This is a genomic window from Streptomyces clavifer (assembly GCF_036345975.1).
Classification (GTDB): Bacteria; Actinomycetota; Actinomycetes; order Streptomycetales; family Streptomycetaceae; genus Streptomyces; species Streptomyces clavifer.
Genome location: NZ_CP107793.1, coordinates 4,678,996 through 4,696,725, shown reverse-complemented (window position 1 = coordinate 4,696,725; position 17,730 = coordinate 4,678,996). Strand labels below are relative to the sequence as shown.

19 protein-coding genes are annotated in these 17,730 nt (G+C 71.3%); 10 read left to right on the top strand and 9 right to left on the bottom strand.

Annotated elements, in window-relative coordinates; all coding sequences use genetic code 11:
- Positions 1-165: 165 nt before the first annotated feature.
- The 5 genes from afsQ1 to OG927_RS20625 all read left to right on the top strand — a co-directional run bounded on the left by afsQ1 (position 166) and on the right by OG927_RS20625 (position 4,135).
- On the top strand, positions 166-843 hold the full coding sequence (gene afsQ1, locus OG927_RS20645; protein ID WP_015578482.1) for a two-component system response regulator AfsQ1: 678 nt from the start codon (positions 166-168) through the stop codon (positions 841-843).
- Entirely contained in the window at positions 840-2,372 is a 1,533-nt protein-coding gene (locus OG927_RS20640; RefSeq protein WP_056796102.1) for a sensor histidine kinase, read from the top strand. The genes afsQ1 and OG927_RS20640 overlap by 4 nt, the downstream gene beginning before the upstream one ends.
- Positions 2,369-3,043: a hypothetical protein gene (locus tag OG927_RS20635; protein WP_056796105.1), complete on the top strand. Its 675-nt coding sequence runs from the start codon at positions 2,369-2,371 to the stop codon at positions 3,041-3,043. The genes OG927_RS20640 and OG927_RS20635 overlap by 4 nt, the downstream gene beginning before the upstream one ends.
- Positions 3,044-3,263: 220 nt before the next feature.
- The gene (locus OG927_RS20630) at positions 3,264-3,839 is read left to right on the top strand and encodes a VanZ family protein (RefSeq protein WP_056797695.1); all 576 of its coding nucleotides are present in this window, start codon (positions 3,264-3,266) and stop codon (positions 3,837-3,839) included.
- 92 nt (positions 3,840-3,931) lie between these two features.
- Positions 3,932-4,135 carry a PspC domain-containing protein gene (locus tag OG927_RS20625; RefSeq protein ID WP_056796108.1) on the top strand — a complete coding sequence of 68 codons (204 nt, stop codon included), beginning with the start codon at positions 3,932-3,934 and terminating at the stop codon, positions 4,133-4,135.
- A gap of 88 nt (positions 4,136-4,223) precedes the next feature.
- Here the strand turns inward: OG927_RS20625 and OG927_RS20620 are convergent, their stop codons facing one another.
- Both OG927_RS20620 and OG927_RS20615 read right to left on the bottom strand, forming a co-directional pair.
- Positions 4,224-4,517 (bottom strand): hypothetical protein, encoded by a 294-nt coding sequence (locus OG927_RS20620; RefSeq protein ID WP_209469848.1) that lies wholly within the window; start codon positions 4,515-4,517, stop codon positions 4,224-4,226.
- Between the two features lie 134 nt (positions 4,518-4,651).
- Positions 4,652-5,806, bottom strand: coding sequence for an adenosine deaminase (locus tag OG927_RS20615; RefSeq protein ID WP_056796114.1), 1,155 nt, complete (start codon positions 5,804-5,806; stop codon positions 4,652-4,654).
- Between the two features lie 103 nt (positions 5,807-5,909).
- On the opposite strand from OG927_RS20615, the gene OG927_RS20610 reads away from it, so the two are divergent.
- Positions 5,910-6,671 (top strand): alpha/beta hydrolase family protein, encoded by a 762-nt coding sequence (locus tag OG927_RS20610; protein WP_330320599.1) that lies wholly within the window; start codon positions 5,910-5,912, stop codon positions 6,669-6,671.
- Between the two features lie 17 nt (positions 6,672-6,688).
- On the opposite strand, the gene OG927_RS20605 is transcribed toward OG927_RS20610, so the two are convergent.
- Positions 6,689-7,642, bottom strand: a complete 954-nt coding sequence (locus OG927_RS20605; RefSeq protein ID WP_056796122.1) for a LysR family transcriptional regulator — start codon at positions 7,640-7,642, stop codon at positions 6,689-6,691.
- Between the two features lie 62 nt (positions 7,643-7,704).
- On the opposite strand from OG927_RS20605, the gene OG927_RS20600 reads away from it, so the two are divergent.
- The 4 genes from OG927_RS20600 to OG927_RS20585 all read left to right on the top strand — a co-directional run bounded on the left by OG927_RS20600 (position 7,705) and on the right by OG927_RS20585 (position 11,214).
- A complete protein-coding gene (locus OG927_RS20600; protein WP_056796125.1) occupies positions 7,705-9,039 on the top strand; it encodes an MFS transporter in 1,335 nt (444 codons plus the stop codon).
- Between the two features lie 92 nt (positions 9,040-9,131).
- Positions 9,132-9,848 (top strand): L,D-transpeptidase family protein, encoded by a 717-nt coding sequence (locus OG927_RS20595; protein WP_056796130.1) that lies wholly within the window; start codon positions 9,132-9,134, stop codon positions 9,846-9,848.
- 101 nt (positions 9,849-9,949) lie between these two features.
- Positions 9,950-10,939 (top strand): sigma-70 family RNA polymerase sigma factor, encoded by a 990-nt coding sequence (locus OG927_RS20590; RefSeq protein WP_056796133.1) that lies wholly within the window; start codon positions 9,950-9,952, stop codon positions 10,937-10,939.
- Positions 10,936-11,214 carry a hypothetical protein gene (locus OG927_RS20585; protein WP_242413145.1) on the top strand — a complete coding sequence of 93 codons (279 nt, stop codon included), beginning with the start codon at positions 10,936-10,938 and terminating at the stop codon, positions 11,212-11,214. Before OG927_RS20590 ends, OG927_RS20585 begins: the two co-directional genes overlap by 4 nt.
- Before the next feature lie 6 nt (positions 11,215-11,220).
- On the opposite strand, the gene OG927_RS20580 is transcribed toward OG927_RS20585, so the two are convergent.
- From OG927_RS20580 to OG927_RS20555, 6 genes are all read right to left on the bottom strand, one after another.
- The gene (locus OG927_RS20580; protein ID WP_056796141.1) at positions 11,221-11,583 is read right to left on the bottom strand and encodes an STAS domain-containing protein; all 363 of its coding nucleotides are present in this window, start codon (positions 11,581-11,583) and stop codon (positions 11,221-11,223) included.
- Positions 11,584-11,740: 157 nt separating this feature from the next.
- Positions 11,741-13,018, bottom strand: coding sequence for a thymidine phosphorylase (locus tag OG927_RS20575; RefSeq protein WP_056796144.1), 1,278 nt, complete (start codon positions 13,016-13,018; stop codon positions 11,741-11,743).
- A gap of 199 nt (positions 13,019-13,217) precedes the next feature.
- Entirely contained in the window at positions 13,218-13,628 is a 411-nt protein-coding gene (locus tag OG927_RS20570) for a cytidine deaminase (protein ID WP_056796148.1), read from the bottom strand.
- Positions 13,625-14,884: an ABC transporter permease gene (locus tag OG927_RS20565; RefSeq protein ID WP_056796152.1), complete on the bottom strand. Its 1,260-nt coding sequence runs from the start codon at positions 14,882-14,884 to the stop codon at positions 13,625-13,627. Before OG927_RS20565 ends, OG927_RS20570 begins: the two co-directional genes overlap by 4 nt.
- Entirely contained in the window at positions 14,881-15,999 is a 1,119-nt protein-coding gene (locus tag OG927_RS20560) for an ABC transporter permease (protein ID WP_056796157.1), read from the bottom strand. Before OG927_RS20560 ends, OG927_RS20565 begins: the two co-directional genes overlap by 4 nt.
- Complete coding sequence (locus OG927_RS20555; protein WP_107103333.1) at positions 15,996-17,582, bottom strand: ABC transporter ATP-binding protein; 1,587 nt, start codon at positions 17,580-17,582, stop codon at positions 15,996-15,998. The genes OG927_RS20560 and OG927_RS20555 overlap by 4 nt, the downstream gene beginning before the upstream one ends.
- Positions 17,583-17,730: the final 148 nt, after the last annotated feature.

Below are 17,730 nucleotides of genomic sequence, written 5' to 3'. Positions count from 1 at the left end.
GCCAATGAGCTTGCCGGGGCAGTTTCATGGCCCTGTCCCCCGACTGTCACAGGCCTGTCACAGGGCATGCCGGGTGTGTGCGGGACGTGTGGGAGTGCCGGATACGTCGGATCAAGTAGGGGGCACAGTCGAACCGCGGCACCGCCATGGGCCAGAATGGCCCCTGTGCCTTTCCTGTTGCTGATCGAGGACGACGACGCCATCCGCACGGCCCTCGAACTCTCGCTGTCACGCCAGGGCCACCGTGTGGCCACCGCGGCGACGGGAGAGGACGGCCTCGAGCTGCTGCGGGAGCAGCGGCCGGACCTGGTCGTGCTGGACGTGATGCTGCCCGGGATCGACGGTTTCGAGGTCTGCCGGCGCATCCGGCGCACCGACCAGCTGCCGATCATCCTGCTGACCGCGCGCAGCGACGACATCGACGTCGTGGTGGGACTGGAGTCCGGCGCGGACGACTACGTGGTGAAGCCCGTGCAGGGCCGGGTGCTCGACGCCCGTATCCGTGCGGTGCTGCGCCGAGGTGAGCGTGAGTCGACCGACTCGGCGACCTTCGGAAGTGTCGTCATCGACCGCTCGGCGATGACCGTCACCAAGAACGGGGAGGACCTGCAGCTCACGCCGACCGAGCTGCGTCTCCTGCTCGAACTGAGCCGCAGGCCCGGCCAGGCCCTGTCGCGGCAGCAGTTGCTGCGGCTGGTGTGGGAGCACGACTACCTCGGTGACTCGCGGCTCGTGGACGCGTGTGTGCAGCGGCTGCGCGCGAAGGTGGAGGACGTGCCGTCCTCGCCGACCCTCATCCGTACCGTGCGCGGTGTGGGCTACCGGCTGGACTCGCCTCAGTGAGCGATTCCGCGAAGCGTTCCATACTCGCGGGTCTTCGCTGGACCAGTCTCCGGCTGCGGCTGCTCGTCGTGTTCGCGCTGGTGGCGCTGACGGCCGCGGTGTCGGCCTCGGGCATCGCGTACTGGCTCAACCGTGAGGCCGTCCTGACGCGTACGCAGGACACGGCGCTCGGCGACTTCCGCCGCCAGATGCAGAACCGGGCGGCGGCGCTGCCGTTGCGGCCCACGGGGGACGATCTCCAGGACGCCGCGGAGCAGATGGCCACCAGCGGACCCGGCTACCACGTCCTGCTGATCGACACCAACGACGGCAAGCCGATCGTCGGGTCCTCCGACATCGACTCCTTCACCAAGGTGGACGTGCCCGCCTCCCTGCAGAAGCAGGTGAACAAGAAGCAGCCGCTGACGTCCACCAACACCTTTGAGTACCACCTGTTCTGGCAGCGTACGAGCATCGGCGGCACCCCGTACCTGGTGGCCGGCACGAAGATCATCGGGGGTGGTCCGGCCGGGTACATGCTGAAGTCCCTGGACCAGGAGCGCCAGGACCTCAATTCGCTGGCCTGGTCCCTGGGCATCGCCACTGCGCTGGCGCTGGTCGGCTCGGCGCTCCTCGCGCAGGCCGCCTCGACGACCGTGCTGCGGCCCGTACAACGGCTCGGTGACGCGGCGCGCAAGCTCGGCGAGGGCAAGCTCGACACCCGCCTCGTGGTCTCCGGCACCGACGAACTGGCCGACCTCTCCCGCACGTTCAACCGGACGGCGAGCTCGCTGGAGAAGAAGGTCGCGGACATGAGCGCGCGGGAGGAGGCGAGCCGCCGGTTCGTCGCCGACATGTCGCACGAGCTGCGGACCCCGCTGACCGCGATCACCGCGGTCGCCGAAGTGCTGGAGGACGAGGCGGACAGCCTGGACCCGATGATCGCTCCCGCCGTGCATCTGGTGGTGAGCGAGACCCGGCGGCTGAACGACCTGGTGGAGAACCTCATGGAGGTCACCCGCTTCGACGCGGGTACGGCCCGCCTCGTGGTGGACACGGTGGACGTCGCCGACCAGGTGACCGCCTGCATCGACGCCCGTGCCTGGCTGGACGCGGTCGACCTCGACGCGGAGCGCGGCATGATGGTGCGGCTCGACCCCCGCCGGCTCGACGTGATCCTGGCGAATCTCATCGGCAACGCGCTGAAGCACGGCGGGTCACCGGTCCGGGTGGCGGTGCGGACCGACGACGACGAGCTGGTCATCGAGGTGCGCGACCACGGTCCGGGCATCCCGGAGGACGTCCTGCCTCATGTGTTCGACCGGTTCTACAAGGCGAGTGCCTCCCGTCCGCGTTCCGAGGGCAGCGGTCTGGGGCTGTCGATCGCTCTGGAGAACGCGCACATCCACGGCGGCGACATCACCGCCTTCAACTCGCCGGACGGCGACGGGGCGGTGTTCGTCCTGCGGCTGCCGCGCGACGCGGAGAGGTCGGCCGATGTCCCGGGGGACGGCGACCCGGACCTGCACGAGGAGGGCGGCACCCAGTGAGGCGCAGCGAGCGCGCGGACGGCACACCCCGCCGGGGCCGTCGGACGGGGCGCCCCGCGGCTCCGGGGAACCGCCGCGCCCGGGCGGTCGCCGCGCTGGCGGCCGTCGTGGCCTGTACGGCGCTGGCGGCCGGATGCGGGATCAGGAGCACGTCGGTGCCGGTCGATGCCGGGGCCGCGCCCTCCCGGGTACCGTGCCGGACGTCGTCGGGGCAGGCGAGCGCGCCGCCGCAGGAGAGCATCGCGGTCCGGATCTACCTGGTCTGTGCCTCGCAGCTGGTGACGGTGGAGCGCACCGTCGAGGTGGACGAGGGCCGGTCGGGCCCGGTCCCGGTCGCGGAGGCCCTCCTCGACGAGCTGCGGCGCAGTCCGTCCGCCGACGAGCGGCGGGCGGGGTTCACCACCGACGTTCCATCGGGGCTACGGGTCGGCGGGGCCCACAAGGGCGACCCGACGGGCACCCTGCGTCTCAGCGAACAGCCCGAGGACCTGCCTGCGGAGTCGCTCGCGCAGGTGGTGTGCTCGTACGCGGAGAGCGAGGCGCTGGGCACCGGGGGTTCGGTGGTCCTCGGAGGGCCGGGGACGTACGCCCCGCGTGCCTACCTCTGCACCTCGGAGACCAAGAGCCGGCCGGACAACGTACCGACGCTGGGCGCTGTGGAGCTCTCCTGAGCCTTCGGCGGTCCCTGCCCAGGGTCCCTGGCGGCTGTGGCGTCCTCCGGCACGGCGGGACCCCGGCAGGGGCCTCGTCCTCCCGCCGTACGCCGGCGCCGGCGACCGGGCCGTGTTCCCGGGTCCCTGCCGCACGATCCCTTCACGCCCCGTCCGTGCCGCTCGTCACAGAGCCTCCCCGGAGACGAGCGGAACCGATCCTGCCGGTCGTGGCGTCTTGGTGGACGTGCGTCACAGTTCGGGCGGCCGGGCCGTCATCCATTTCCGCGCGGCGGGGACAGTCCTCCTCCTCGCGCATCTGCTCTTCGTCGGCTGGCTGACACTGCGCCCGCTGGACGTGCCCTGGGTGACGGCCGCGAATCTGCAGCCGTTCGCCGGGATCAGGGCCGATCTGGCCCTCGGCCCGGTCGAGGCGGCGCGCCGGATCGGCGAGGGGCTGTTGCTGCTGGCCCCGCTGGGCGTGCTGCTGCCGATGGCCGGGGGGCGGCTGCTGGTCTCCCCGTGGGCCTCGATGGCCCGTACGGTCGCGGCCGGGGCGCTGATCTCCATGGCCATCGAACTGGGCCAGACCGGGGTGCCGGGGCAGGTCGTCGACGTCGACTCGATGCTGCTGAACACCACCGGCATCGCGCTCGCCCATCTGCTGGTCGTCCCGGTGAGCCGGGCGCGGCTGCGCCGGGGGAACCGGGCGGGCGCCGGTGACCTCTCGCACCTCGGGCACGAGCTGCGGTCCTTCAGGAACGAGGCCCCTCAGGGGGCGACCCCGACGATTCCCAGGGTCGGTATCGCCCCGTAGAGCGATGCTTTGCACCCCTTCGCGGAGTCACTATGGGGGTACCGGGAGCGCGACGGAGCCGCTCCCCGCAACGGTTCGCGAAGGAGCCCACCATGGCCGCACTTGCCCGCCCCCGTGACGGACGCATGATCGGTGGAGTGTGCGCAGCGCTGGCACGGCGCTTCGGCACCTCCGCCGGGACGATGCGTGTCATCTTCCTGGTCTCGTGCCTGCTTCCCGGCCCCCAGTTCCTGCTCTACCTGGCGCTGTGGCTGCTGCTGCCGTCGGAGAAGGCCTCGTCCGCGACGGCCTGGTGACCCGCGGGACCACGGGGAGGGCACGACGACGTCACGATGGGGCGCACACCCGGACCGGGTGTGCGCCCCATCAGTGCGTGCGGGGTGGTCAGCCGCCGAGCGGCAGACCACCGGTCAGGCCGCCCGCGGGCATCCCGCCGAGCAGGTTGGTGGCCGGGGCGGAGAGGTCGCTGCTGCCGCCCTGCTTGTCCAGCAGGCCGCCGGCGGCCTTCTGGAAGGCGGGCAGCGCGTCGGTCACGGAGTCGAGCGCGAGACCGGCGGGCAGCGCGGCGGCCGCGGCGTCGACGGGCACCGCGGCGGCGGAGGCGCTTCCGGCACCGGCGGCGGCGAAAGCGGCACCGAGAGCGGCGACACCGAGAATCCTGACAGCAGACTGCTTCATGTGAAATTCATCCTTGGGGAAGGGGATGTGAGCGGCTCCGCAACGTAAGCAGCCCGCCGCCCCTCCCGTAAACATGCCGGAACACGGAAAACGGCCGGGCTCCAGTGGTCCCGGCCGTTCCCTTTTCGGTTCACTCAGCCCACGACGGGAGAAGAACCGCTGGTCGCGGCCGTCTGGCGGAAGAGCCACTCGGACTTGAGCTCCGCGTACCCGGGCTTGACGACCTCGTTGATCATCGCCAGACGTTCATCGAAAGGAATGAACGCTGATTTCATCGCATTGACTGTGAACCACAGCATGTCGTCGAGCGTGTATCCGAAAGTCTCGGTCAGCCGCTCGAATTCCTGGCTCATGCTCGTACCGCTCATCAGCCGGTTGTCCGTGTTCACGGTGGCGCGGAAATGCAGCTTCCGCAGCAGGCCGATCGGGTGCTCCGCGTACGAGGCCGCCGCGCCGGTCTGGAGGTTGGAGGTGGGGCAGAGCTCCAGCGGGATGCGCTTGTCCCGTACGTAGGAGGCGAGGCGGCCGAGCGTCACGCTGCCGTCGTCGGCGATCTCGATGTCGTCGATGATGCGGACACCGTGGCCGAGCCGGTCGGCGCCGCACCACTGCAGGGCCTGCCAGATCGACGGCAGTCCGAAGGCCTCGCCCGCGTGGATGGTGAAGTGGTTGTTCTCGCGCTTGAGGTACTCGAACGCGTCGAGGTGCCGGGTGGGCGGGTAGCCGGCCTCGGCGCCCGCGATGTCGAAGCCCACGACACCCAGGTCGCGGTAGCGGTTGGCGAGTTCGGCGATCTCCAGGGCGCGGGCGGCGTGCCGCATCGCGGTCAGGAGGGCGCCGACGCGGATGCGGTGGCCGTTCGCACGGGCCCGGCGCTCACCCTCGCGGAAGCCCTCGTTGACCGCCTCGACGACCTCTTCGAGGGTCAGACCCTCGGTGAGGTGCTGCTCGGGCGCGTACCGCACCTCGGCGTAGACGACGCCGTCCTCGGCGAGGTCCTCGGCGCACTCCGCGGCCACCCGGACCAGGGCGTCGCGGGTCTGCATGACGGCGCAGGTGTGGGCGAACGTCTCCAGGTAGCGTTCCAGCGAACCGGAGTCCGCAGCCTCGCGGAACCAGATGCCGAGCTTGTCGGGTTCGGTCTCGGGCAGAGCGTCGTAGCCCTGCTCACGCGCCAGTTCGACGATGGTTCCGGGGCGCAGGCCCCCGTCGAGGTGGTCGTGGAGGAGCACCTTGGGCGCACGGCGGATCTGGTCGGGACCGGGGACGTTCAGGGTCTGGCTCGTCATTGGGGCACTGTAGCGCCTACGCGCGTAGAGCGCTGGCTGCCGATGCGTAACAGTGACCGCGAAGTCGAGTGGAATACACCTGCCCTTCTGACACTGTTCTGTCATGGCACAGCGCGCACTTCCCCTGCCTGCTGCGAGGCTGGGACGGGCCGTTCACACGGCTGGAGCACCACCTGAGGTCAGCGGCGTGGTCCTGCTGCTCCCGGACGGCGAGCCCGATTCGCGGCGCCGTCCCTCCACCCTGTCGTACGCGGTACAGCTCCCGTTCGCCCGGACGCTGGCGCGGGCCGGCCAGGAGGACGGTCTCGCGGTGCACGTGGTGCACTACCGCTGCCGCGGCTGGAACGACGGCGCGGATCCGGTGACCGACGCCCGGTGGGCCGCCGACGAGGTCGTACGGCGCTACGGCGACGTCCCGGTCTGCCTCGTCGGGCACGGGACGGGGGGCCGGGCGGCGCTGCGGGCGGGCGGTCACGAGGCCGTCACCTCCGTGCTGGCGATGGCCCCCTGGCTGCCGGACGCCGGCGCGCCGGAGCCCGAGCCGGTGAAGCACCTGGCGGGGCGCCGGGTGCTGATCGTGCACGGCACGAACGACGCGCGGACGGATCCGGAGCTCTCCTACCGGCTGGCCGAGCGGGCGAAGAAGGCCAACCGGAGCACCTGCCGCTTCGAGGTCCACTCGGACGGGCACGCGCTGCGTCAGCACCGGGCCGAAGTGGTGGCGTTGGCAGCGGACTTCGTACGGGGGTCACTGTTCTCCCGGTCGTACGCCCGGCCGGTCGCCGACGCGTTCGCCGCGCCGCCGCCGCTGGGTCTGCGGATGCCGTTGGCGGCGGGTTTCGGGAAATCCCTGCGGCACCACTGACGTCCCGTTCCCGTGGCTCAGTCCGGCAGCAGGTGCCCCCTGCGGGACAGCAGGAAGCGTTTGAAGGCGGCCACCGGCGGGGTGTCGGGGTGGCCGTCCAGCCAGGCGACCCCGATCTCACGGGCTGCGCGCGGCGCGGTGACCGTCAGCTCGACCACGCCCGGCCGGGCGACCGCGGGAGGCGGCAGCAGGGCCACCCCGAGCCCCGCCGCCACCAGTCCGCGCAGTGTCTCGGCCTCCTCGCCCTCGAACGCCACCCGCGGGGTGAAGCCGGCCTCCGCGCAGAGGTCGTCCGTGATCCGCCGGAGCCCGTAGCCGGGTTCGAGGGTGACGAACGTTTCGTCGGCGGCCTCGGCGAGCCGGACGCGCCTGCGGCCGGCCAGCCGGTGGTCGTCGGGAACGACCAGGCGCAGCCGCTGTTCGTCGAGTCGGCGCGCGACGAGGTCGGGGGCGTCCGGGACGGGTGAGGTGAGGCAGAGGTCGAGGCCGCCCGCCCGTAGGCGCTCGATCATCGCCTCGCCGTAGTTCTGGACGAGCTGGAAGCGGACCCGGGGGTGGTCGACCCGGAAGGCGCGGATGAGCGCGGGCACCGTCTCGGACCCCATGGTGTGGAGGAAGCCGAAGGCGACCCGGCCGGCGGTCGGGTCGGCGTCCGCCCGAACCGAGTCGGCCGCCTTCTCGACCTCGGCCAGCGCGCGTTCGGCCGAGCCGAGGAAGGTGCGGCCCGCGGGGGTGAGGGAGACCGTCCGGCCCCGGCGGGCGAACAGGGCCACGCCCAGGTCCTGTTCGAGCCTGACCATGGCCCGCGACAGCGTCGACTGCGGTACGCCGAGCTCGTGCGCGGCGCGGGTGACGTGCTCGTGCCGGGCCACCGCCTCGAAGTACGCGAGGCGTGGCGCGAGCACGGCCCGGATGTCTTCTTCGTAACCGCTCGGTGACAGCCGAGGCTGTGAGCTGTACTGATGCACCATGGGAACGATTATGGCGGTTTCATGCATTGGACGCATGAAACCGCTCGGCCTACGTTCGTCGTATGCCTCCTGCCAGTACCGGGGCGTCCACCATCGCGCTGGACGCCTCCGCTCCGTCATCCGCCACCACCGCCACCCCGGCCGCTCCGGCCGCTCCCGCCGCTCCGGTCGGCCCGGACCGCCTGGAGCCGGGCCGCCCCGGCTACCGGCGCATGAGCTTCGCGCTCTTCGCCGCCGGGATCGCGACCTTCGCGCTCCTCTACTCCACCCAGGCCCTGCTGCCCGCCGTCTCCGCCTCCTTCGGCGCCACGGCCGGACAGGCGAGCTGGACGGTCTCCGCGGCGACGGGTGCGCTGGCCCTGTGCGTCCTGCCGCTGAGTGCCCTCTCGGAGCGCTTCGGGCGACGCCAGATGATGACCGCCTCACTGACGGTCGCGGTACTGATCGGGCTGCTCATCCCCTTCGCCCCGTCGCTCGGCTGGCTGATCGCGCTGCGCGCGGTCCAGGGCGCGGCGCTGGCCGGACTTCCCGCCTCGGCGATGGCCTACCTGGCCGAGGAGGTGCGGCCCAAGGCCCTGGTGGCGGCGATCGGACTGTTCGTGGCGGGCAACAGCATCGGCGGCATGAGCGGCCGCATCCTCTCCGGCTGGGTCGCCCAGGCGTGGGGCTGGCGGATGGCGCTGGGCGCCGTCGGGCTGCTCGCGGTGGCGTGCGCGGTCGTCTTCCACTTCATGATCCCCAAGGCCAGGAACTTCACTCCGGGTTCGCTGAACCCCAAGGCGCTGGCGAAGACCGTCGGCACCCACCTCTCCGACCCGCTGCTGCGCCGGCTGTACGCGATCGGCGCCCTGTTCATGACGGTGTTCGGCGCGGTCTACACCGTGATCGGCTACCGGCTCGTCGAGGCGCCGTTCAACCTCCCGCAGGGCATCGTCGGTTCGATCTTCCTGATCTACCTGGTCGGCACGGTCTCCTCGGCCGCCGCGGGCCGGCTGGTCGCCCGGCTGGGCCGTCGGGGCGCGCTCTACCTCGCCGTCTCCACGACCGCCGCGGGCCTGCTGCTCTCCCTGGCCGGCCAGCTGGCCGCCGTCCTGCTCGGCCTGGTCCTGATCACGGCGGGCTTCTTCGCCGGACACGCGGTCGCCTCGTCCTCGGTGAGCCGTACGGCGACCACGGGCCGCGCCCAGGCGTCGGCGCTGTACCAGTCCGCGTACTACCTGGGCTCCAGCGTGGGCGGCACGCTCGGCGCGGTCGCCTTCCACACCGGGGGGTGGGCGGGCACCGTCGCCCTGGGCCTCGTCGCGGTCCTCGGCGTCGTGTCGATCACGCTCCTCGGGACCCGGGCGGCGCGGACCGAACACCGCCGGGCACCGCGCGCGGTGGCGCTGCACAACTGAGACCTGCCGCAGCACAACCGCGGCTCCCCCGTGCGCGTCCAACAAGCGGAGTCACGGCACCGCACGGGACACGCGAAGGGGAGCGGACGTACATGGGAATCACGGGGAAGACACACGGCGTACGGATGCGGCGCGGCACCGCGCTGTCCGTCGCCGGGCTGCTGGCCGCACCGGCGCTGGTGCTGGGCACCGGGACGGCCGCCCAGGCGGCGTCCTGCACGGCGGGGACGGGCCCGTACCAGAAGCAGGTCGAGAAGTACCTGAAGCGGACCGCCGACGGCCGTCAGTCGACGGCGGACTGCAACGCGATCCGCTCGTTCCAGGTGGCGAAGGGCATCACGCCCGCCGTCGGGTACGCGGGTCCGGTCACCTGGCGCACGATGAAGACGATCACCGCCCAGAAGGCGGCCGGGAAGAACCCCAACGCCGCGAAGAAGTGCCCCACGAACAAGGGGCGCATCGCCTGCGTGGACCTGACCCGGCAGCTGAGCTGGATCCAGGACGGCAGCAAGCTGAAGTTCGGCCCGGTGGCGGTGCGGACGGGACGCAACGGCGCGGAGACGCGGACCGGTTCGACGAAGATCTACTGGCGCAACATCGACCACTGGTCGACGCTCTACGACGTGCGGATGCCCTACGCGCAGTTCTTCGACGGCGGCCAGGCGTTCCACTCGGTCACCAAGTCCATGTACAACAACCCCGGGTCGGCCGGCTGCGTCAACATGCGCCCGTCGGACGCGAAGTCGTACTGGAGCCTGCTGAAGAAGGGCGACGACGTCTTCGTGTACGGCCGCAAGCCCGGCACCTGAGCTGCGGCTTACCTGCTTCCCACCCCGTTGTCAGTGCCCTGGGGTAGCTTCCACAGTGCCGGGTGAGCGGTGTCACAGCGCAACAGGGGTGGAGTGGAGCGATGAGCGATCAGGCGGCGACGGCCGACATCGACAGCCGTCTGGAGGGACACCGGGTCGAGCTGACCGGCTACTGCTACCGGATGCTCGGCTCGGCCTTCGAGGCGGAGGACGCGGTCCAGGACACGCTCGTCCGCGCCTGGCGCAGCTTCGACAAGTTCGAGGGCCGTTCCTCGCTGCGCTCCTGGCTCTACCGGATCGCGACGAACGTCTGCCTGGACATGCTGAAAGCGGGCAACAAGCGGGCCAGGCCGGTCGATCTCACCGGCCCGACCCCGCTGGCGCAGGCCGCGCTCAACCCGCTCCCGGAGAACACCTGGCTGGAGCCGGTGCCGGACGGCCGCATCCTGCCGTCGGTGGCCGACCCGGCCGAGGCCGCGGTCGCCCGCGAGTCCGTGCGCCTGGCGTTCGTCGCGGCGCTCCAGCACCTGCCGCCCAAGCAGCGCGCGGTGCTGATCCTGCGCGAGGTCCTGGCGTGGAGGGCGAGCGAGGTCGCCGAGCTGCTCGACACCTCGGTCGCCTCGGTCAACAGCGCCCTGCAGCGGGCCAGGGCCACGCTGGCGGACACGGACAGCTCAGCCCCGGACACCGCGAACCCGCTGGACGAGGAGCAGCGCAAGCTCCTCGACCGGTACGTGGCGGCGTTCGAGGGGTACGACATGGCGGCGCTGACCGCGCTCCTCCACGAGGACGCCGTGATGACCATGCCGCCGTTCGACCTCTGGCTGCGGGGGCACGACGACATCACGGGCTTCATGCTCAGCATCGGCGCGTCCTGCGCCGGATCCCGGCTGCTGGCGACGGTGGCCAACGGCACCCCGGCCTTCGCCCAGTACAAGCCGGATCCGGACGGCCGGGGCCTCGTGCCGTGGGCGGTGCAGGTCATCGACATCTCGGACGGCGCGATCTCCGGGATGCACTGCTTCCTGGACACCCCTCGCTGGTTCCCCCTGTTCGGGTTCCCGGACCGTCTGGACGACGCCGCGTCGTGAGGATCGGCAGACCGGTGGTGGCCGGGTGGGCGCTGCTCGTGGCGGGTGGCTGGGCGGCCGCGCTGTGGCTGGGCGAGCCGTCCGCCACGGCGGGCCCGCGCCCGGCGCCGGCCTCCGGCAGCGCTCCGGGGGACGCCGCCCCGGGGCCTCAGCCGGAGGGCGGCTCGTGCGACACGTCACCGTCGTCCGTGACGGGCACCGCGCCACCGCTCCCTGCCGGGACGCCGGACACACGGGCGGTGCAGCACGTGTGCTACTTCGCCGTGGTCCGCTGAGCGGGGTCACTCCGGGTCGGCCCGGATGTGACCCACCACGTCCGTGAGCCCCACGAGGTCGAGCAGGGCGGCGAGTTCGGCCGGGACGTTGCGCAGCCGGAGCTCGACGTCCCCGGCACGGCGTGCGACGAGCCCCAGCCGGGCCACCGCCTCGACCAGGGCCAGATCCGGGCGTATGACGCCGCCCACGTCGCAGTCCACGACGGTCGCGGCGGCGGGCGGCACCGCGACCGCGCGGCCGTCCAGCAGGGCCTGCAGCCGGGCGCAGAGTGCCGGCACATCGGCGCGGGTGACGCGGCCGGTGAGGACGAGGGCGTTCGGAGTGAGGGCATCCACACCACAGAGACCGGCGCGCCACCCGAAACTCATCGCTCGGGCCCGTGCCCGTGGCCCGGATCACCGGGGACGTCCCCGGTGGGTGCGCTCGTGCCGGGCCCCCCCTTGCGGTGCGTCACCGGGTCCGGCACGCCGAACGGGACCGGTGGTGCTCCACCGGTCCCGTTCGCCCGGAAGGGGAGACCGCAGGTCAGGCGATACGTTCCCGCACGACCGGGGTGGCGGTGAACGGCGTGCCGCCCGGGGCGATGTCGTAGGAGCCGGGCAGCGCCTTCAGCGCGTACTCGAACTTCTCGGGGGTGTCCGTGTGCAGGGTCAGCAGCGGCTGCCCCTCGGTCACGGTGTCGCCGGGCTTGGCGTGCAGCTCCACGCCCGCGCCCGCCTGCACCGGGTCCTCCTTGCGGGCCCGGCCGGCACCGAGGCGCCAGGCGGCGACACCGACGCCGTAGGCGTCCAGGCGGGTCAGCACACCGGAGGACGGGGCCGTGATCACGTGCTGCTCGCGGGCGACGGGGAGCTCGGCGTCCGGGTTGCCGCCCTGGGCGGAGATCATGCGCCGCCACACGTCCATGGCGGAGCCGTCGGCGAGGGCCTTCTCCGGGTCGGCGTCCTTGAGCCCGGCGGCGTCCAGCATCTCGCGGGCCAGGGCGAGCGTCAGGTCGACGACGTCCTGGGGGCCGCCGCCCGCGAGGACCTCGACGGACTCGCGGACTTCCAGGGCGTTGCCCGCGGTCAGGCCGAGCGGGGTGGACATGTCGGTGAGCAGCGCGACCGTCCGCACGCCACTGTCCGTGCCGAGCGCGACCATGGTGGAGGCCAGTTCGCGGGCGTCCTCGATGGTCTTCATGAAGGCGCCGGAGCCGACCTTGACGTCCAGGACGAGCGCGCCGGTGCCCTCGGCGATCTTCTTGGACATGATCGAGCTGGCGATGAGCGGAATGGCCTCGACGGTGCCGGTGACGTCGCGGAGCGCGTACAGCTTCTTGTCCGCGGGGGCGAGTCCGTCGCCCGCCGCGCAGATCACGGCGCCGGTGGTGTCGAGGACGTTCAGCATCTCGGCGTTGGAGATGTGGGCCCGCCAGCCGGGGATGGACTCCAGCTTGTCGAGCGTGCCACCGGTGTGGCCGAGGCCCCGGCCGCTGAGCTGCGGTACGGCCGCGCCGCAGGCGGCGACGAGCGGGGCGAGCGGCAGGGTGATCTTGTCGCCGACACCGCCCGTGGAGTGCTTGTCGGTGGTGGGGCGGGACAGCGCGTCGAAGTTCATCCGCTCGCCGGAGGCGATCATCGCGGCGGTCCAGCGGGCGATCTCCGTACGGTTCATGCCGTTCAGCAGGATCGCCATGGCCAGCGCGGACATCTGCTCGTCGGCGACCTCGCCGCGGGTGTACGCGTCGATGACCCAGTCGATCTGCTCGGGGCTGAGCTCGCCGCGGTCCCGCTTGGTGCGGATGACGGAGATTACGTCCATGGGAGGGAGTCCTTCCGGCCGGTTACGTACGCAAGAGTCCCGAATGACTCTACGCGCATAGAGAATGATGGATCACCGAACGGCTCGCAGCCGGCCACCCGGTACGGAACTTCACGCTCCCGCCGGGCACGAGCCGGCCCGCACCCGGTGAGCGAGGGGGGAGGGGCCGCCGGGCGAACCCCGGCGGCCCCTCCCCGTACTACCCCAGGTGCTGCGGCCCGAAGGCCTGCGGCAGCATCTCGTCGAGCGTCCGGAGACCGTCCGGGGTCTCCAGGACGAGCTCGGGCCCTCCGAACTCGTACAGCAGCTGCCGGCACCGCCCGCACGGCACGAGCACCGAGCCCGTGCCGTCCACGCAGGTGAAGTGGGTCAGCCGGCCGCCGCCCGTGGCGGCCAGCTGGGAGACCAGGCCGCACTCGGCGCACAGGCCGATGCCGTACGACGCGTTCTCGACGTTGCAGCCGACGATCGTGCGCCCGTCGTCGACGCGGGCCGCGACGCCGACCGGGTAGCCCGAGTACGGGGCGTACGCCCGGGACATCGCGTCCCGGGCGGCCGTGCGCAGCGCCTCCCAGTCGACCGGGCCGGCGTCCGCGGCGGGCGGTGTCACTTGCCCTCGCCCTTGCGGTACGGCAGACCGTCCGCCTTCGGCATCCGCAGCCGCTGCGCCGACAGCGCGAGCACGAGCAGCGTGGTGACGTAGGGGGCGGCGTCGACGAACTGGCTGGGGACCTGGTCCGTCAGCGCGTACCAGGTGAACAGCAGCGCGGAGCAGGCGGCCGAGATCACCGCTGCGACGTACTTCTTGCGGTACAGCTGCCAGACCGCGGCGATCACCAGCAGGATCGCCAGGAGCAGCAGCATCGCGTGCACGTTCTCTGCGCCGCCGCGCAGCTTGAGGCTGTCGGTGAAGCCGAAGAGCCCGGCACCCAGGGCCATTCCGCCCGGCATCCAGTTACCGAAGATCATCGCGGCGAGACCGATGTAGCCGCGGCCGCCGGTCTGGCCCTCCTGGTAGATGCTGGTGGCGACGAGGGCGAGGAAGGCACCGCCGAGGCCGGCCAGACCGCCCGAGATGGTGACGGCGATGTACTTGTACTTGTAGACGTTCACGCCGAGGGTCTCGGCGGCCACCGGGCTCTCGCCGCAGGAGCGGAGTCGCAGGCCGAAGGCCGTGCGCCAGAGCACCCACCAGGTGACGGGGATCAGGAGCAGGGCGATGACGGTCAGCAGGGACAGGCCGGTGACCAGCCCGCCGATGATGCCGGCGAGGTCGGAGACGAAGAACCAGTGGTGTTGCTGGAGGTCCTGCATCCAGTCCGACAGGCCTGGAATGGTGATCTTGTCGATCTCCTCCAGCCGGGGCGACTGCTTGGAGGAACCGCCCGGCTCCTCGGCGAAGGTGAAGTTCGAGAGGTAGCGGGTGACGCCGACGGCGAGGATGTTGATCGCCACACCGGAGACGATGTGGTTCACGCCGAAGGTGACGGTGATGACCGCGTGCAGCAGACCGCCGAGCGCGCCGCCGATGATGCCGAACAGCACGCCCGCCCACGGGCCCCACTGGAATCCGGCCCAGGCACCGAACCAGGTGCCGAGGATCATCATGCCTTCGAGGCCGATGTTGACGACGCCCGCGCGCTCGGCCCACAGACCGCCGAGGCCGGCGAGGCCGATGGGGACGGCGAGTTCCAGGGCGCCCGCGACCTGGCCCACGGAGGTCACGTCGTTCGCGCCGCTGATCAGGCGGACCAGCGAGACGAGGGCGAGCGCACCGGCGATGATCAGGAGGACGACGGGCAGGGAGAGTTTGCGGCGTCCGCCCTTCTTGGCGGCGACGCGTGCGGCAGGGGCTTTGGTGCTCACAGGGCCGCCTCCTTCTCGGTGGTGAGGGAGTGGCCGGCGGCGAGCTCTTCGCCGACCTTCTGCTGCTGACGCCGGGTCCCGTAACGCCGGACCAGTTCGTAGCTGATGACGACGGAGATCACGATCAGGCCCTGCATGATCGTGGCGATCTCCTTCTCGAACCCGAACTGGTCGAGCGGGGACGAGGCCTTGTCCAGGAACGCGATCAGCAGGGCGCTGAGGGCGATGCCCACCGGGTGGTTCCGGCCGAGCAGCGCGATGGTGATGCCCGTGAAGCCGATGCCGACGGGGAAGTCGAGGCTGTAGGTGTGGGTGTCGCCCAGCAGCGTCGGCATGCCCGCGAGGCCGGCGACCGCGCCGGAGATCAGCATGGAGGTGAGGATCATCTTCTTGGCGTCCACACCGGAGGCCTGGGCGGCGCTCTCGCTGGCTCCCGTGGCCCGCAGGTCGAAGCCGAAACGGGTGCGGTTCAGCACGAACCAGTACACGAGGCCGCAGCCGGCGGCGACGAAGGTGAAGCCGTAGATCTCTCCGGCGTCGGCACCCATGGACAGCCCCGGGAACCAGCCGGACTCCGGGATCTCGCCCGTGGTCAGGTTGTTGGAACCGGCTGCCTGGTCACCGAAGTTCTTCGGGAGGATCAGCCAGGCGATCAGCGAGGTCGCGATGGAGTTGAGCATGATCGTCGCGACGACCTCGCTCACCCCCCGGGTCGTCTTGAGGATGCCCGCGATACCTGCCCAGAACGCGCCCACCAGCATCGCGACGATGACGATGAGGGCGATCTGGAGCGGCCCGGGGAGGTCGACGCTCGCGCCGACCAGGGCCGCCATCATCGCCGCGAGCCGGTACTGGCCGTCGACGCCGATGTTGAAGAGGTTCATCCGGAAGCCCACCGCGACCGCGAGGGCGGCGAGGTAGTACGTGCCGGCCTGGTTGATGATCAGGACCTGCACGTCGGAGTACGACGCCTGCTCGAACAGCAGCCGGTACAGCTCGAACGGATCACGGTTCGACACGAGCAGCACCAGGGTGCTGAGCGCGAAGGCCACGACCAGGGCGAGCGCCGGCCCGGCGAAGCCCAGGATCAGGCGGTCCTTGTCGAATTTCCTCATCGGGCCTCGTCCTCCGGTGCTGCTTCGAGGTGACCGGCGGCGGCACCGGTCATGGCCGAGCCCAGTTCCTCGGGGGTGATGGTGGCGGGGTCGGCGTCCGCGACGAGCTGTCCGCGGTACATGACGCGCAGGGTGTCGGAGAGCCCGATGAGCTCGTCCAGGTCCGCCGAGATGAGCAGGACGGCGAGCCCCTCGCGGCGGGCCGCGCGGATCTGGTCCCAGATCTGCGCCTGAGCGCCGACGTCCACACCACGGGTGGGGTGGGCGGCGATCAGGAGCTTCGGGTTGTGGCTCATCTCGCGGCCGACGATCAGCTTCTGCTGGTTGCCGCCGGAGAGGGAGCCGGCCGTGACCTCGATGCCCGGGGTGCGGACGTCGTACTCGCGCACGATCCGCTCGGTGTCGTGGCGCGCCGCCTTGGGGTCCAGCAGGAAGCCCTTGCTGTTGGGCTTCTCGGTGACGTGGCCGAGGATGCGGTTCTCCCAGAGCGGCGCGTCCAGCAGGACTCCGTGCCGGTGCCGGTCCTCGGGGATGTAGCCGATGCCGTCCTCGCGCCGCTTGCGCGTGGGCACACGGGAGATGTCCTCGTCGCCCAGGATGATCACCCCGCTGTCGGCCGACTTCATGCCGATGAGCGCGTCGATCAGCTCGGTCTGGCCGTTGCCCTCGACACCCGCGATCCCGAGGACCTCGCCCTTGTGGATGGTCAGGTCGACGTCGGTCAGGACGTCACGGACGACCCCGTCCGGGTCCGTCACGGTCAGGGAGAGCCCCTCGACCCGGAGCATCGGCACATCCGTCACCGTCGACTCGCGGGTCTCGGGCGACGGCAGCTCGCTGCCGACCATCAGCTCGGCGAGCTGCTTGGTGGTGGTGTGCGCGGGATCGGCGGTGCCCACCGTCGTACCGCGCCGGATCACCGTGATCTCGTCGGCGACCGAGAGGACCTCGCCGAGCTTGTGCGAGATGAAGATGACGGTGAGGCCCTCGGCCTTGAGCTCGCGGAGGTTCGCGAAGAGCGCGTCGACCTCCTGCGGGACGAGCACCGCGGTCGGCTCGTCGAGGATGAGGATGCGGGCGCCGCGGTAGAGGACCTTGAGGATCTCCACGCGCTGGCGGTCGGCGACCCCGAGGTCCTCGACGAGCGCGTCGGGCCGGACCCCCAGGCCGTACGCGTCGGAGATCTGCTTGATCTTCCTGCGTGCGGCGGAGCCGATGCCGTGCAGCTTCTCGCCGCCGAGAACGACGTTCTCCAGGACGGTGAAGTTGTCGGCGAGCATGAAGTGCTGGTGCACCATGCCGATGCCGCGCGCGATGGCGTCGCCCGGGTTGGTGAACGAGACCTGCTCGCCGTCCACGGCGATGGTGCCCTCGTCCGGCTTCTGCATGCCGTAGAGGATCTTCATCAGGGTGGACTTGCCGGCACCGTTCTCGCCGACGAGGGCGTGGACCGTGCCCTTGCGGACGGTGATGCCGATGTCATGGTTGGCGACGACGCCGGGGAAACGCTTGGTGATGCCGTGCAGTTCTACGGCAGGGGGGCTGCTGGACGCGTTGATGACGCACTCTCCTTGGCCGGACAGGAGCGGGAGCGGAGGGGCAGGGGGGCTGGGTGAAGTTATCGCGCCAGAGGGCTGTCTACACGCGTAGCGTTGCCGAATCGTCAAGCGCATGCGCCTGGCACGGCCAGAACGCCGGGTTCGAGCCTGTCCGAGAGAGCACTGCATCGGG

Bases quoted from the DNA above. Each gene is read 5' to 3' on its own strand.
- OG927_RS20625 (WP_056796108.1), top strand. From the start codon at position 3,932: ATGGCCGCACTTGCCCGCCCCCGTGACGGACGCATGATCGGTGGAGTG.
- OG927_RS20620 (WP_209469848.1), bottom strand. From the start codon at position 4,517: ATGAAGCAGTCTGCTGTCAGGATTCTCGGTGTCGCCGCTCTCGGTGCC.
- OG927_RS20615 (WP_056796114.1), bottom strand. From the start codon at position 5,806: ATGACGAGCCAGACCCTGAACGTCCCCGGTCCCGACCAGATCCGCCGT.
- OG927_RS20610 (WP_330320599.1), top strand. From the start codon at position 5,910: ATGGCACAGCGCGCACTTCCCCTGCCTGCTGCGAGGCTGGGACGGGCC.
- OG927_RS20605 (WP_056796122.1), bottom strand. From the start codon at position 7,642: ATGGTGCATCAGTACAGCTCACAGCCTCGGCTGTCACCGAGCGGTTAC.
- OG927_RS20600 (WP_056796125.1), top strand. From the start codon at position 7,705: ATGCCTCCTGCCAGTACCGGGGCGTCCACCATCGCGCTGGACGCCTCC.
- OG927_RS20595 (WP_056796130.1), top strand. From the start codon at position 9,132: ATGGGAATCACGGGGAAGACACACGGCGTACGGATGCGGCGCGGCACC.
- OG927_RS20590 (WP_056796133.1), top strand. From the start codon at position 9,950: ATGAGCGATCAGGCGGCGACGGCCGACATCGACAGCCGTCTGGAGGGA.
- OG927_RS20580 (WP_056796141.1), bottom strand. From the start codon at position 11,583: ATGAGTTTCGGGTGGCGCGCCGGTCTCTGTGGTGTGGATGCCCTCACT.
- OG927_RS20575 (WP_056796144.1), bottom strand. From the start codon at position 13,018: ATGGACGTAATCTCCGTCATCCGCACCAAGCGGGACCGCGGCGAGCTC.
- OG927_RS20560 (WP_056796157.1), bottom strand. From the start codon at position 15,999: ATGAGGAAATTCGACAAGGACCGCCTGATCCTGGGCTTCGCCGGGCCG.